Annotated in this window: 14 protein-coding genes and 3 tRNA genes; 1 reads left to right on the forward strand and 16 read right to left on the reverse strand. The window is 49.9% G+C overall.

Features of this window, described 5'->3' with window-relative positions:
- Position 1 precedes the first annotated feature (1 nt).
- The 16 genes from AC0LWF_RS10920 to AC0LWF_RS10995 form a co-directional block, all read right to left on the reverse strand.
- Entirely contained in the window at positions 2-703 is a 702-nt protein-coding gene (locus AC0LWF_RS10920) for a CRISPR-associated protein Cas6 (RefSeq protein WP_474651564.1), read from the reverse strand.
- 207 nt (positions 704-910) lie between these two features.
- Positions 911-1,888 carry a tyrosine-type recombinase/integrase gene (locus AC0LWF_RS10925; protein WP_474651565.1) on the reverse strand — a complete coding sequence of 326 codons (978 nt, stop codon included), beginning with the start codon at positions 1,886-1,888 and terminating at the stop codon, positions 911-913.
- Positions 1,889-2,077: 189 nt separating this feature from the next.
- A tRNA-Leu gene (locus AC0LWF_RS10930) sits at positions 2,078-2,163 on the reverse strand.
- A gap of 25 nt (positions 2,164-2,188) precedes the next feature.
- Positions 2,189-2,262 (reverse strand) — tRNA-Ile (locus AC0LWF_RS10935).
- 21 nt (positions 2,263-2,283) lie between these two features.
- Positions 2,284-2,360, reverse strand: a tRNA-Met gene (locus AC0LWF_RS10940).
- 83 nt (positions 2,361-2,443) lie between these two features.
- Positions 2,444-2,608, reverse strand: a complete 165-nt coding sequence (locus AC0LWF_RS10945) for a hypothetical protein (protein ID WP_177182534.1) — start codon at positions 2,606-2,608, stop codon at positions 2,444-2,446.
- A gap of 141 nt (positions 2,609-2,749) precedes the next feature.
- Positions 2,750-4,303 carry an ABC transporter substrate-binding protein gene (locus AC0LWF_RS10950; protein WP_474651566.1) on the reverse strand — a complete coding sequence of 518 codons (1,554 nt, stop codon included), beginning with the start codon at positions 4,301-4,303 and terminating at the stop codon, positions 2,750-2,752.
- A 6-nt stretch (positions 4,304-4,309) separates the two neighbouring features.
- Positions 4,310-5,209, reverse strand: coding sequence for an ABC transporter ATP-binding protein (locus tag AC0LWF_RS10955; protein WP_474651567.1), 900 nt, complete (start codon positions 5,207-5,209; stop codon positions 4,310-4,312).
- Between the two features lie 7 nt (positions 5,210-5,216).
- Positions 5,217-8,135 carry an ABC transporter permease gene (locus tag AC0LWF_RS10960; protein ID WP_474651568.1) on the reverse strand — a complete coding sequence of 973 codons (2,919 nt, stop codon included), beginning with the start codon at positions 8,133-8,135 and terminating at the stop codon, positions 5,217-5,219.
- A gap of 3 nt (positions 8,136-8,138) precedes the next feature.
- Positions 8,139-9,206 (reverse strand): efflux RND transporter periplasmic adaptor subunit, encoded by a 1,068-nt coding sequence (locus AC0LWF_RS10965; RefSeq protein WP_474651569.1) that lies wholly within the window; start codon positions 9,204-9,206, stop codon positions 8,139-8,141.
- Positions 9,172-9,849 (reverse strand): ABC transporter ATP-binding protein, encoded by a 678-nt coding sequence (locus AC0LWF_RS10970; protein ID WP_474651570.1) that lies wholly within the window; start codon positions 9,847-9,849, stop codon positions 9,172-9,174. The genes AC0LWF_RS10965 and AC0LWF_RS10970 overlap by 35 nt, the downstream gene beginning before the upstream one ends.
- Positions 9,850-9,973: 124 nt before the next feature.
- A complete protein-coding gene (locus AC0LWF_RS10975) occupies positions 9,974-10,810 on the reverse strand; it encodes an ABC transporter permease (RefSeq protein ID WP_474651571.1) in 837 nt (278 codons plus the stop codon).
- Positions 10,794-11,624 (reverse strand): ABC transporter permease, encoded by an 831-nt coding sequence (locus AC0LWF_RS10980; RefSeq protein WP_474651572.1) that lies wholly within the window; start codon positions 11,622-11,624, stop codon positions 10,794-10,796. Before AC0LWF_RS10980 ends, AC0LWF_RS10975 begins: the two co-directional genes overlap by 17 nt.
- 4 nt (positions 11,625-11,628) lie before the next feature.
- Positions 11,629-12,624: an ABC transporter ATP-binding protein gene (locus tag AC0LWF_RS10985; RefSeq protein WP_474651573.1), complete on the reverse strand. Its 996-nt coding sequence runs from the start codon at positions 12,622-12,624 to the stop codon at positions 11,629-11,631.
- Positions 12,625-12,851: 227 nt separating this feature from the next.
- A complete protein-coding gene (locus tag AC0LWF_RS10990; RefSeq protein ID WP_474651574.1) occupies positions 12,852-14,042 on the reverse strand; it encodes a DUF4097 family beta strand repeat-containing protein in 1,191 nt (396 codons plus the stop codon).
- 15 nt (positions 14,043-14,057) lie between these two features.
- Positions 14,058-14,495: a DUF2089 domain-containing protein gene (locus AC0LWF_RS10995; protein WP_474651575.1), complete on the reverse strand. Its 438-nt coding sequence runs from the start codon at positions 14,493-14,495 to the stop codon at positions 14,058-14,060.
- 138 nt (positions 14,496-14,633) lie between these two features.
- Here AC0LWF_RS10995 and dnaN point away from each other — a divergent pair, with 138 nt between their 5' ends.
- Positions 14,634-15,404: a DNA polymerase III subunit beta gene (gene dnaN / locus AC0LWF_RS11000; RefSeq protein ID WP_474651759.1), complete on the forward strand. Its 771-nt coding sequence runs from the start codon at positions 14,634-14,636 to the stop codon at positions 15,402-15,404.
- The last annotated feature ends 174 nt before the right edge of the window (positions 15,405-15,578 follow it).

Genomic DNA, 15,578 nt, shown 5'->3' on the forward strand with positions numbered 1-15,578 from the left:
GTTAGTCGAGACACTTTGCTAAACAAAAACCCGCTCCGACGGAAGATCCTTTTTCCGCTAGACCTGATCCCATCACAACATTAGCTAGCTTCTGTGAAAACGGATCATCATTAATAAATAATCTAAGTTTATTGCCCAGCATCTTACGCCCTTTGTACCTTAAAGCAACGGGCTTATGATTCTCAACTCGGATCCCTTGAATAAACGGTTGAAATACTTTCTCAGCTATCTCGGGTTCAAGGCGTTTAAACTTCTTCTCTGCATTCGCATGAAGCTGTTGTAACAAAATTTCGATACTATTTTCGTGCAGCCATGGCTTGTTATCAATCGTAACAATGGTTGGAGTAATTGTAATCATCTCCGTTACATGACGTAATTGCCTATTGCGTTGCTCACAGGAAATTAAATGAAAATATTCATCTTCACTACAGCTTTGCAAACAATTTTTTATCCGAGCAAGTGTGTCTTTTAACGAGCTTCGAATCGTCAGAATATACGCTCGACCTTTTTGGTAGATGCCATCCTTTTCTAGCGGATATAAACTGCTAAAATGATAGAATTTATAGACGATATCATAATGAGTACGTTTAAATTCGGCATCTGCTAACTGTGCACGATTAATCCATTGTCCAATATACTCCTGAATCTCTAGGTGATGAGTTGAAATCTTAACAAGCACAGTCACTTTTAACTCGTAGTACATTATCCTATACCTCGCTTTTCGTGGATCCATTTAGTATGGTTTAAACACTAATACTTCTAATATAGGTAAAATTACCCATTCCGTGACATAACTTTTTTCCTATAACATTAATTCCACAGAAATACACTTTTCCCTTTATTATGACGAAATTTTCCTCGCTAAAAAAAAACAGACCCCGTGGCGTAAATACCGGTGGTCTGAGAATTGTTATTCTATTTCATTTAATCGTTCAAGCGGCGAAAACTTAGCATGCTGCTTTGCAATATCAGTTCCAAACAAGTTCACATATACACGAACCATATCAAGACTTGTATGTCCTAATATTCTTTGAAGAGAAAAAATATCGCCACCCGCCATTATGTACATTTTTGCCATCGTATGGCGGAAGGTATGTGGAGATACTCGAACGCCTTTTATTCCAGCTGCAACTCCGAAGTTCTGAATATTCTCCTGCATAGTTCGCTTTTTCATTGGACTATTGTCGATATTGACGAACAAATAATCATGCTCCAGTAAACCCCGTATGGCGATATACTCCTTTAAATGCTTATCCAACGTCGCTTGGAAAGGAACGTACCTCTCCTTCCGACCTTTACCATATACGCGGATCAGCCTTTCTTTCCAGTTGATATGAGGAATTTGAATGGAAACAAGTTCGCTTGCACGACAGCCACATTCAAAAAGGCATAACATCATCACATAATCCCTGTAGCCGGTAAAAGTCTGCTTATTGGGTGCATCAAGCAAAATCCTCATCTGTGGCTTAGAAAAAGTTTCGATTATCCTCCGCTCGGATTTGATATTTGAAATACGCTCAAAAGGATTCTCCGTTATATAGCCTTCCATATTCAAATAGTTAAAAAATGCACGCCAGCCTCTCAAATATTTGTTAATTGTAGCGTCAACAACACCTTCGCTTCTTTTAGCAAGGATACATTCCTCAATAATCACCCGAGTTACTTCGACTGGACCACGAATTTCTTTATCTTCAATTAATCGTTTAAACATTCCAAGAACGTCTTCGTAATATTTGATTGTAAGCCCAGTCAGATTCTTGATTCGGCAATGACGTAAAAAAGTCGATATCGCGACATCCAAATCTGTTGATTCAGCCGCTAATTGTGTTCCTCCTTCACTTACCGCAGCAATCGTATTCTTTCGTCTTACTGGATGGTTTCTTTGCATAAAAAAAGCACCTCTCCTCCGCGTAATTGTCGTTAAAAAACGAATAAAGCGCGGTTATGAGGTGCGTTCAGGAAGGTCCTATCGCACAGGATTATGAATAAAGCGCGGCGCAAAACAACGAAAAAATCCGCCACACTAACGTCTGACTCGACGTTGGCATAAACGGATTAAACGTTGATATAAGTTGGATGCCGAGGACGGGAATCGAACCCGTACGGTGGTCACCCACCGCAGGATTTTAAGTCCTGTGCGTCTGCCAGTTCCGCCACCCCGGCATGAAAGTTATGATTGAGGAAATGATGGGCCCTGAGGGACTCGAACCCCCGACCAATCGGTTATGAGCCGACCGCTCTAACCAACTGAGCTAAGGGCCCTTACGATAATAATCGAAAGGTTGGTTGCGGGGGCAGGATTTGAACCTGCGGCCTTCGGGTTATGAGCCCGACGAGCTACCGAGCTGCTCCACCCCGCGATATCATCAATTCTCTTCAAACATTCAATGGCGACAAGAATTAATATACTATATGAGGCAAGTATTAGTCAAGCCTTAATATTCTAAGGGAGGAACCGAACACCAAATCGGCCTTTGCGCGACCGGAACACTTCGATTTCTTGGGGACACTCATAGCCGTACACCCACCAATCATTCTCCATCCTTCTTACTAAGCAGCCTGCCTGAAACTTGGTCTCGTACAGCTTCCCCCAATAGATCCATTTCATGTGCCTCGCTCCTTTCTTTGCCGTTTTGACTAGGATACCCGAATTTCGGAAAATCAAGCATTCTCCACCAAAACGATAAAAAACCGCACCGGCGCAAATGCACCGATGCGGCTCCTTTAACCATTGTAAAGCCTCTAATTATTATCCCTTAGCGCCACCTGGATTCACATACACGTCCCCGCCTACGCCACCGCCGCCAACCGGATCAAGCGGGCCATTCGGGTTGTCCTTGATCTTCTGCAGCAAGGCGTCGCCCTTCGTCTGCCATTCCTTCAGTGCATCCTCCACCGATTTCTTGCCCTGGATGATCTCCTGGAAGAGCGGCTGCGCAAGGTTCTGCACTTGGTACAGATTCTGACGCTCGCGATACAGTTTTTCTATCTCAGCATCCTGAGGCGGTACCGGCTTCAGCGCGTAGAACGCGCCGATATTATAAGTCATGCCTTCCTTCGGCTTCAGGAACGACTTACGAGATACCATCTCGTACGTGCTGCGCGACTTTAGCTTCGCCCATTCCTTGCTGTTATTGAAGCGAATGAAGTCCCACGCGTCTTCGCTGTTCTGCGCCTTCGCGTTAATCGCCATCAGATTGTTCATATAGATATTGCCGCCGATGCCTGGTGCTTCCTGAAACTGCGGCACTGTTACGACATCCCAGTCGATAACTGGTTTATTGGGATTTTTGGATGCGTAATCTTTCAGCTTCGACAGCTCGTTAATATAGTCGTAGCCTGCTATTGTCATGGCTAGGCGCCCGTTAATGAACAAATCGCCTTGGAACGGATCGTACACATCTTTAGCCGCATCATCAAGCGGTCGCGGTCCTCCGCCCCCGTTGTTGAGATCTTCGCCTGTCGGCACGATTTTCTCCTTGTATAAGCCAGCAAGGTCATTCCATACTTTGCGCCATTGAGGCTGGTCGACGGTCATTTTCTCCGCCTTGTTGTCGAACATCTTCAGTTGTAGCGGAGCCGAGTAGGACTGTGAATCATAATAGGGGTCGCCGCCCCAGCGGTTGAAGGCAAGCCCGAACTTACGCTCTTTGCCCTCTCCCTTGGCTACCCGCTTCGCAAGCGTAATAACGTCCGGCCATTCCATGTTGTCTGACGGCAATGTAACACCAGCATCCGTGAACAGCTTCTTGTTATAAAAGAGTGCTGAACTGCTGAATGTCGGCGTCAGTGCATATAAGTTACCATCCCCGGCATCCTTAATTCCGTTGATGACCGTCGGAACGAAGTCATCGATATCGAACTCGTCTTCCTGAATAATCGGATCAAGCTGCTTGAGCAGATTATCCTGTACGGCGCGCTTGAGATAAGTAGACTCGAGGATAACGACGTCTGCAGGATTGCTGCCTGTCAGCATCTCTTTCATTTTCTCATAAGGGTCTGGCTGCTTCTTATTCGGATCTGGCTCCTCGAATCGCTGTTCGTCATAGTTGATTGCGGAGACGATCTCGATATCAATGTTTGGATGCATCAGCTCATAACCATCTGTAAACTGCTGGCGCAAATACGGATCATTGTCCGAGTTCGAATACAAAAATCCGACGCGGAGGACATGCCGATCCGCATCGCTGTCGCTATCCCCTTTCGTACACGCCGCTAGCGTAGACGTGATCATGAGCGCGCTGACTGCAGCCGCTGCTGACCTCTTCCATACGACTCGCTTACGATTCTCTCTTTTCTCCATGTTCGGTTACCCCTCCAATGATTTAGGCGGTGAAATAATAATACGTTCCCCATCAAACTCCATCGACGCGCGATCTGTAATTTGCAGCGCGGTTAAATACGCTTTTGGGATTTGGAGCCTGCCCACGCGGTCTACGACAACATACTCCTCATGAATCGAATGTATGCCGCCTTCGCCCTCGCTATGGCCCACACCGTCCCCGCGCTGCTGAACGTCATCCAGGTTCGGATTTCTCTTTACAAACTCCGTGCTCGTCAGCCCATCCCGAATCGCCACCACCCGGTCAACTTTGCTAGCGAGCGATAGATCATGCGTTACGATGACGACGGTGATGCCAAGCTCTTGGTTCAGCCTGCGAAAAATATCCATAATGAGATCGCTCGTAACCGTATCTACCGAACCGGTTGGCTCATCTGCAAGCAGCAGCTTCGGCCGATTTGCGAGCGAGATCGCAATGGCAACCCGCTGCTGCTCCCCGCCGGAGAGCTGATGCAGCTTGTTGTGCATTCGCTCCTTCAAGCCGACCCATTCGAGCAGCTGCTTCGCATACGCGCGATCGAGCCGAGTGGACAGCATCATCGGCATCTCCACATTTTCGAGCGCCGTCAAGTACGGCAGCAGGTTACGAGCATTGCTCTGCCAGATGAAGCCGACCGTATCGCGTTTGTACGCAACAAGCTGCTCCTCCGTGATTTTGAGCAAATCCCATGGTCCGACATGAACCTGACCGGCAGACGGCCGATCCAAGCCGCCGAGAATATTGAGCAGCGTCGACTTCCCGCTTCCGCTGTTGCCGATGATCGCCATCATCTCTCCGTCTCGCACATGGAGATTGAGTCCTTGCAGCGCGACGACCTCGAGATCGTCTGATTTATAAATCTTTACAAGACCTTCGCACGTAATCATAATGCGGTTACCGCTCCTCCCCCATCTTCACGGCTTGATGAACACGCAATCTGCGGATGTGAACGAGCAAGAGCAGCGCACCCATCAGCATCATACAGCCGACGACGATATACAGCTGCGTCGTGTCCTTCGCCTCAAACACAACCCGGAATGGCGGAACAGAATTCGCCACATTATCCGTCGTTTGCAGGAATGGCAGGAACAGCAAGCTCGTAATCTTGCCAATGATAATGCCAAGCCCGATAGACAGCCCAGCTGTAAACAGCTGCTCGAGCAAGAGCATTCCAGTGAGCTGCTTGCGAGACAGCCCCATCGCTCTCAATACGCCGAACTGAACGATCCGACCAGACAGGTTGAAGAACCAGAAGAGCAGGTAGCCAACCAGCGATACGATGATCGAGACCAGGAAACCGAGACTTAGAATGCCGAACACACCGCCCCGAGTCGGATGCTTCGACTCCGCAGCGAGCTCGATCCGGACATCCTGCACATTCGCGAGCTCAATGCCTTTGCTCTCAAGCTCCTTCATGATCGGCCCGGTTAGCGCTCCTGGCTTCATTTTGAGCCACACGTCGTAAGGGATCATTGGCACTTGGTCGTAGATGTAATCGAGATTCGCGATCAGGAATGGCGATTGGTCCGGATACTGACTCGGCCAATACGGGACGATGCCGACGACGACGAAATCAATTACGCCGTCCGGCAATCCTACCGATATTGGAGAGCCCAGCTTCAGCTGATGCTTCTCTGCTACCTTCGAAGGGATAATAGCTGCATGCTCATAAAGCCCTAAGTTTTTCAAATAGTTATAGGGATGAGACGGATACAGGTCATTGCGGAACCAGCCGACTTTGGCAAAATCGACATTATCAATCCCCATCAATGTACCTTGGCCGATGGACTTGTCAGCTACAACGATGTTGGCTTTCGTCTGCAGCACGCGAGCCGCCGCTTCAACGCCGGTCAACGTACGGAATACTTCAAAGGGTGGTTCAGAATAGATAATTCTCGTCGGAACTGGCGTACTGCCCCCTCCGGAACCTGAACCGCCTGAACCGCCTCCATTTCCGCCGCTTCCTCCTCCGTTTCCTCCGCCGCCTTGACCGCCGCTTCCGCCATTGCCATCGCCTTGAGAGCCAGAGCCGCCAGTATTCCGCACCTCTGCAGTGCCCTCCCACACCGTCTGCATCACGACATCGGTACCGTACTTGTAGAGCGTTCGCTCCGTGGAGTTCAGATCAATCGTTCGTGCAGCTGAAGCGTTATAGACGCCAAGGCCGAGAGTTAAGATGAGCAAAATCATAAGCGGATAGTAGCCTCTCGATGAACGGGACAGCTGGGATAGCGTCAGGAATAAAGGAACAGGCAGCACCCTGCGGCCGATCCAATTAAACAGCTTCAAGAGCCATGGAAATACACGCAGGAAGAATAATCCCAAGGCGAATATCGCGAGTGCCGGCACGAAGAACAGAAACGGCTGCACGTTCAGCTGATCCGTCGTCAGATTACTCTTGAACGAAATCATCTGCCGTTCATTGAATAAGTACCAGCCGTATGCCGACACAGCGAGGAGCAGCACATCGCCATACCAACGCTGCCATAACGGCTTGCGGTCTGAACGCGCAAGCTGCTTCTTGTAATCGACAATAGACGCCTTCGCATAGATAAGGGCGGGAATAATCGTCGCGAGCAGCGCTAGCACGACTGCTCCTACACCAGCCAGAATCGCTTCAGTCGAGAATCCAACCGGAAGCGACTTCCGATTGACGAATTCGAGAAATCCATTAGCGGAGCCTATGCTCTTCGCCATAAACCAGCCGAGCATCGGCCCGATAATAAGCGCGATAATGCCTAGCAGCAATCCTTCAATGAAGTAAATACGGAAGATCTGCCGCGTTCCTGCGCCCCGGCTCCGCAGCACCGCAATATCGCTGCGCTGCTTATCCAGCGCTTGCCGCGCATTCATCGTAATGAAGTAGAAAACCATCGCGAGCATCGGCGCAGCCAGCGTGAACAGGAGCAGCTGCAGCTGCAAGCTCTGCTTCTTGAACTCGCCGAGCAGCTTCGCGAACGAAATCTCTACTCGCGTTTGCTTGAGCCGTTGATATAGCTCAATATTGAGTCGATCGAGCGTCTTCCCTAGCGGTGTCAGCTGCCTCGTTTGAATGTCCTTCAGATCAAACGCATAGAACCAGTTCGCGGTATGCATCGGGATTTTGCGATCCTCAAGCAGTCCTTGCTGGAACGCTTTCTCCCCGATCTGCAGCGTGCTCATCATGCCTTCCAGCCCTTGATACCAATATGGATCAGTATCGCTGAGCGGCTTGTATGCGCCGACGATCTTCACATGAAGCGTCAGATTGAGTCCGCTATAGATCGGATATTCGAACACGTCTCCAATATGCACGTCGCTTCGGTACATCGCTTCTTCCATCATTACCGCTTCGACTGTATCATCCGCCAGGGCTGAGTCTGCGTACCAGCGCCCTTGCGTCAGCTCGACTTTCTTATCGAGCCCGGACATCGTCGTCAGTGCCATTGTCCGTCCGCGGGATGCATCCACCTTAGTCGGATCAACAGGAGTGAGCTCTGCACTTCGGATCGAATAGCTCTGCACATAAGTGCCGAACGGGAATCCGATCTCCTTCGGCACATCCTCCCGCACATAACGGCTAACCTCCGCAAGCGCCTTCGTATCCGTCTTTCCAGTCGTCTCCTGATATCGCATTAAGAGAGAGCCTGCCGGCAATCCGCCGCTCTCATCCTTCAGGGACTGCGCGACAACCCGCTTCAGTGCACCGTCCGCATACATTGGGATGCTCGTTGCAAAGGCGACAGCAATAATTAACCCGACAAGCGAGCTTAACGTGAGCCATCTGGTATTCCACATTTTACGCAATAGAAATCGAAATAACGGCATCCCCATACGTTAACGCCCTACGACTTTCTGCCCCGGCTTCAGCCCTTGCAGAATCTCAACCTGCGTAGCCGTCGTTAGTCCGACCTCTACGTCTTCTTCGTGCTTGCCTTTCTCGTCCACTACCTGCACATACGTGCGTGAGCTAATGGTGCGGAGCGCTGACGGAGGGATAACAATCGCATTTTCCTTGCGATTCATAATGATGGAGACGGACAACGGTGTTCCGCGCGTCACACCTTTTGGCAAGCTATCGAGCTTCACCGTGAGAAAATCCTCAGGCCGTTCCGGACGCTGGCCTCCATTGCCGCCGCCTTCACCGCCGCTGCCCTGATCCTTCTGAACCGGAAGCTGCGCAACGACACCTTTCATCTCGCCGGCGTTGTTTATGTCCACGACAACCGGCATGCCTACCGACACGCCTTTCAGCTCCTCTTTGGTCATGACCGCTGCCGCCGTTAGCTGGCCCGTATCTGCAATGATACAGATAGGATCATAGGCTTTAATCAGATCGCCCTTCATCACATTCAATGCAACGACTGTACCCGTGAATGGAGCAAGCAGCACCGCTTTATCAATCTCCTCTTGCGAATCGACAAGATGCTGGCGCTTCTCTTCGAAGGCGATCTTGGCAAGCTCAAACTCGGTCGGGTCCATCTCATCCTTCTTGCGCAGCGTATCCTTCATCTGTACCTGATCCCGAGAGAATTGCAATTTATCGGTGCGCAGCTGCTTGCGCAAATCATCGACATCTAGGGAACCGATCGCTTGGCCTTTGGTCACCTTCTGACCGGCCTTGATGTTAAGCTCCTTCAGCCTTTTACCGTCGAGAGTGAAATAAAGCGTCTCTTCCTTCTGTGAAATCATCTTCCCAATTGCGGTCTTCTTCGTTTCAATCGTCGCAGTCGTTACTTCATATTCCGGCTTCTTCGAAATTTGCGGAGGTACAATTGCAGGCAGTACTTCCTCATTATCTTCATCCGGCAGCAGCGAACAGCCTGTCGTCATCAGGAGCGAGGCGCCTATAACAATAGCTGCCGCTGCTTTAGAGGAACGAACCGTCAACCATTTCGTAAACATGATCGGCAACCTCCAGAATCGTAGGATCGTGTGTAGTCATACAGATTGTCACTTGTTCAGTCTCGATAATCGCCCTGAAGAGCGACATCACTTGCGCAGACATGTGGGAATCCAGCTCCGCAGTCGGCTCATCGGCGAGCAGCAAGCTCGGTTTATGAGCAATCGCTTTCGCAATGGCGACACGCTGCTGCTCCCCGCCTGAGAGCTCAAAGGGCCGATGATGCATCCGCTTCGACAGCCCGACAAGATCAAGGCATTGCTGGGTTCGTCCCTTCCAAGTGCTGCTTGGCACGCCCGCCATTCGCAAGCTAAGCTCGACATTCTCATATGCGGATAAGAGCGGCATGAGCGCGTACGCTTGAAAAATAAAGCCGATCTCCTTGCGCCGCACCTTCGTCCTCTCGTCGTCACTCATCGCGTGGAAGGGGAGCTGCTTGAACGTAATTTGACCTTTGGTAGGCGTATCCAGACCTCCGATTAAATTAAGCAGCGTTGTTTTTCCAGAGCCCGAGCGTCCGCGAAGCATGACAAGCTGCTGCGGGTTTAGTTCCATCTCAATGCCTTTCAACACATGCAGCGGCTGACCGCCAACTTGAAACGTCCGCCATACGGAATCGGTCTTGAGCAGAGGCTCTGCATTCATTCTATATCTAACCCCCTCTCCGATTAGAAAACTCTAATCTAGCTATCTTTTAGACGCACCCGACCTCATTAAGGTTACACGCCTAAGCGACCGATTTTGATAAAAATTTCATTAAGAACCAATCTTAACCCCGCAGCGTGATGGCATTGCCGGACGAGTACCTTTTCAAGCCTTGATGGAAGAAGAGAATGCTTACCGCCAGGAAGCCCACTGTGATGGAGACAGCCTCCAAAAGAAATACCGCATCGAAGTCCCGAAGCAGTCCAATCGGCATATAACTGATGAAACCTGCCGGAATAATCGAGAACAGAAGCGCCTTGGCGAACCCCCGGAAGATATCGGACGGATACGTGGAAAGCGCGATGAAGCTGTTAAACACTTGTCTCGCGATCCCCTCGGAATTCCCCACATAGAAGGAGAAGCAGCCGGCAACCATCGTGACCGCCATAATCAATAAGCCGCTAATCAATAGGCTAGCCGTGAACAAGAGTACGCCTCGCAGCGAATGATCGCCGACCCATGCGAAGACGGTCAAGCTGAACAAGAAATCCCCGACCGCGGTTAGCGACATCCGGCTCGCCAGCACATGCAGCAGCACGGGCTTCGGTTGCGTCAAATAAACATCCATTTGTCCGCCGGAGACGATTGCAGCAATCTGGTTGAAGTTGCCGAACAGCATGTTCGACCAACCGAATCCGCCTGCCCCGATCGCCCAGAGTATCATCACGTCGTTTAGCTCCCAGCCATTCACAACCTGGAACCGACTGAAGAACAAGCTCCAGAATAATAGCCACATAAAGTTATTGATAAACATCATGCCAGCTAGCATGAAGAAGCTAAGCCTGTATTCCATCGCAGATGCGAGATTCACTTTCCAGCAGGTAAGCAGAAACTTCAAAGTTCCCCAGCTGCTCGAACCTCTCTGCCTCTCATTCGCACGATTGTTATCCGCCATTGACATGCAACTTTGCCACTCCTCTCCGGTACATCATCATAACGGCAGCTGCCAGCACAGCAATCCATGCAGCTTGTATGCCGAACTGCTCCATCACGCTCGCTTCGCCATAATTAACAGCGGTCCGAGCTGGAAAATACAACATCGCCTGAAACGGCATCCATTCGCATATCCGCTGAAGCCATTCCGGCATCAGATCGAGCGGAAGCAGCATCCCGCCGACCGTGAATTGGAGCTTGTGGAGGACGAATTCCATCCCTCTCGTCTCTTCGACCCAGAAAGCGCATAACGCCACAATCATATTGAGTAGAAAAGCAATCGTGATCGCTCCGAGCGTCAATGCGAGTAGACCTGCCCAGCCAAGCCCGAATGCCGGCGGCCCAGCGAACGTCCAAGCAATGATGCTGCCAACCGCAAGGTGGATGAAGAAGCGGAAGATCGCTTCCGCCATATAGGAGGAATAATGATATCCGACATACGATAATGGCCGTATGAGCCGAATAGCGATATCGCCATTTTTGACCTCGTTCTCCACGATTCCGCACAACGCTGGAACTGCCATCGTAATGGCTTCTGTGAAGACGAGGTACCAGATGATCTGCTTCAGCGTGTACCCATCGATCACCCGTGTCGTGTCGCCTTCATAAGCCGCGCCCCAGAGCTGAACGAAGACGAACAGAATGAGCAGCAGAAACGTCGATCGCATGAGAAAATCGGTTTTGTACGCCAGCTGCTGCCGCAAGGTGATCCGCGCAACAGCCGCTGCCTTCAGTCCTTTCAAGGACCAGGTGCCAAGCTGCCTGCTTTCATGCACATTCATGGCGCTAACCTCCCGATCCGTAAATATGTGAGATGATCTCCTCCATCGGAGGATCTTCAACCGTGACATCCTCCAGGCGGAACTGGCCGATTAAGCTGCCGAGCACCGTTTCGATCTCCGTCTGCTGCAAGTCGACGGCGAGCTTTATGCGTCTGCCCTCTGATTGCACAACTTCCGTGCCAATCATGCTCGGGAGCATCGCTGCGTGAAAACCGTTTGCCAAGGTGAGCGAAATGATTTTGCGGTTCAGCACTTCCCGCTTGAGCCGATCTACAGGCGCATCGAGCAAAATACCGCCATGGTGAATCACGACCGCCCGCGAGCACAGCTCCTCGACATCGCCGGCATCATGGGATGTCAGAAACACCGTCATCCCTTCTTCCCGGTTTACTTCGCGAATGAGCTCGCGAATACGCTGCTTCACGACGACGTCGAGTCCGATCGTTGGCTCATCGAGAAAGAGCAGCTCCGGACGATGTAGGAAGGATACTGCGATTTCGCAGCGCATCCGCTCGCCGAGCGAGAGCTTACGAACAGGAATGTTCAAATACGGTCCAAGCTCGAAGCGTTCGATCAGATCATCCCGGCGAGCGGCGTATTCGCTGCGGTTAAGCTCATAGATGCGGCTGATCAGATCGAAGGTGTCGATCGGCGGAAGATGATACCACAGCTGCGACTTCTGACCGAAGACTGCGCCAATTCGGTAAGCCAGCTTTGTTCGTTCGCGCCAAGGCGTCAGTCCCAGCACCTCCGCTTCACCGGAGGAAGGATGCAGAATGCCCGTCAGCATCTTGATCGTCGTTGATTTGCCCGCTCCGTTCGGTCCGAGGAAAGCGACCATCTCGCCGCGCTGCACCGTCAGGTCGATGCTCTTCACCGCGATTTTCTCCTCCCAATCTGGCTTGATCAGAGAGCGGATACTGCCGGTTAATCCTGCGCGTTTCTGTTTGACCGTGAATCTTTTGCTAAGCGCATGTGTTTGCAGTGCTACCGTTGCCATCTTTGTTTCTCCCCCTGTCTGCTCCTCGTTCGGCGGTGCCACTTAAGCGAATAAAACAAAAAAGACCTCCTGCGAGCACCGCCTGTCAATTGAGGCGGAACTTGCCGAAGGTCTTTTATCCCTACGGTGTAGCTTGACTATCGTCGTTAGCCCGGTTTCGCTCGGTTCGCCCATTCGCGGATCCCTAGAAACCCTTCCGTTTAATGTAACATGTTAGCATCCATTTTTTAGGATGGCAACAGATTTTTTGCAGGGATTGTCTCCACTTGAATCGCGCCGTTGGACGTCGTTACGTCAAGGCGGTGGTACTCCTCATCCCCTTGGCGAAAAGCAATGGTCTGGGTATCGCTTTCACCTTGCATATCAGCGTAAGTCTCCCCGTTCAGCATACAGCTCGCTCTTCCCCGACTGAACTTAAACTCGCCGCAGACGCCGGTAACGCCTTCCTCGTACACAATGTTGATTGCGCCGTTCTGTGTCTCCGCTTGCAGTTCAGACATCAGTCCGCCATCGAACGTTTCTTTACGCTGCTCAGTCTCTCCGCTTTTTAGAACCTGGACACTAATGGCCCCGTTCTGCGTCTTACAAGCCATTTGTTCAAAAGCAGCAGCCGCGTCAATGTTCCCGTTCTGCGTATGAAGGTCAACCTGTTCCGCGATCAGATCAGTCAGCGCAATCTTGCCGTTAGTTGTATGGCAATTAAGCTTCTCGTACTTGCCGCTAACCTGAATCTTGCCATTCGTCGTCTTCAGCACTGCCGTTTCCATAATGCCGGATTCGAGCTTAATCGCACCGTTCATAGAGGTCGATTTAAGATTCTCGAGCCTTGAGTCATTCATCTTAATCGTACCGTTATTCGTTGAAAGCTCGGCAGTTTCAGATAACAGCTTGTCTATCTTGAGAGTTCCGTTCATCGTCGTCGCTCTGAAATACTCAAAGCTCTGCGTCTCAGGAACATGAATGGTAATGACAATTCCATTCTCCAGTTCACGATCACGATCATTGTCCGCCGGCTTCATCGTCCATATGTATCGTTCCTCGCTGCGACTTACTAAGATTGACTGATTAAGCCATTCGTTCAGCGCCCTCTCACTCCACCCGTTCTGCTCTTTGAAAGTCGCCTTGACCTCTGTGTATGATTCGTCCCAGGTTTGATATTTGATCGAACCGTCATACGCGGTAAATTCCATTCGTTCGATTCTGGATGCATCGAAGGTGCTTGTCCACTCGGCGGCAGCAGCTTGTCCACTATCGGACAGCTCAAGCTCTTCACCTTGTTCTTCCTGTTGCTCTAGCGTAGGCGCAGCTTGAGATTGCGGTTGTGATTGCTCGAGCGCTTCAAGCAGCGCCAAGCCTTGCTCCGCGGTAATCTTACCTTCCTCAATCATTCGAATAATCATCGTCCGCTCTTCGTGCATCGCTCACCATTCCTCCTATTTTTTACTGGCTCCGATTAACTTCAACGCTTCTTCTACCGTAATTTCGCCTTCATTTAGCTTCGACAGGATCTGCTTCCGCTGCGAATCTTCCGTAACAGCTTTCTCGGGTGGCGTAGCTGCTGCTGCTGGTGTTGCAGGCGCTGCTGCTGCAGGCCAAGCTTGGAATCCGAGTGTGTCTACGATCTGATCGAGCCGATTCCTCACTGTCGGATACGAGACGCTAAGCTCCTTCTCCATCTCGCGGATGTTGCCGCGTACCTTCAAGAACACTTCGACAAAATGCAGCTGTTCCCCGTTCAGTGAAGCTAGTCTAGTCGATTCAAAATTCCCTCTTATCACTGTCGTGCAATGATCGCACTTCAGCTCTTGAATTGTCAGCTTGCTCTCGCAGACCGGACATTGCTGCGGCGGTGGATATTTCAGAGTTATCACTCCTTATGCAAGTGTGAATTGAATTATTCAATCTCTACATTGATTATATTAAAGCAAAATATAAATGAATTCAAGTTCTAAATTTAATAATTTGATTTCTAAGGATAAATCAGCTTTGAAGCTTAAAGTTCGGTATTAATCTTCAACTTTTCATGTCGCGAACAGTATGAGGCAGGTCATTCTCAAATTCGTTTATGCGGAATGGATGTATCAGAATTTCCAACCATGATTCACGAAGGACAGCATACCGCTAGTAAACTAATAATAAATAGCGCATTGCTGAGGTCAGCGATTAAACAGGTAGCGATAATGGCATCAACATCCGAGTCTAGACCCGTCTTAACGGGGATATTGCTTCATTGCGAGTATGATTGTCTTAACCTGATCGCCACTGATGGAATTCGCCTTGCCTCCCGAACGATACATATTAGCAATAATACAAACGAGAGCTTTAGTGCGATTATTCCAGCTAAAAACCTTTATGCAGCAACAAAAATGTTGAGCTATGGAGGAGAAACGGTTGAAATTGAGATGGGTAATAATCGAGTAAGCTTCTTCGCAAATGGGCTGAAAGCTGAATCCGCTCTTATTGAGGGAACATATCCATCCATCAAGAATGTAATCCCACAAGCTTGTTTATGCGAACTGATCATTGATAAAGACAGATTGTTGCAAGCAGTTGAATGTGTGACTGTATTGGCTAACGAAAGCATTATTAAGCTAACAGCTAGCGATAACCAATTAAAGCTTTATTCCAAAACAGCGGAAATTGGCGATATCGAGAATGAAATTCCTCTATTAGAGATGAACGGAGAACCACTTACCTTATCACTGAACGGAAATTATCTTATTGAATCCTTCGTAACTGTGATTGTGCGAGTGTCCGAATCAAATATTCAGGCAAAATGAATCCCATCGTCGTCCTTGCGAATGATCTCATTCAACCAACTCTGTTCTTACTTACTCCGATGAGGACTCCCTGAATGTGTGAACAGACATGAAGCTACAGCTAACGAATCATACACACCTTATTTTGTTCGTTAGCGCCCGCCCCACTTAGATCAATAGTTTGCGCGAGTGGCT

The sequence above is a fragment of the Paenibacillus sp. sgz302114 genome (genome assembly GCF_056120345.1).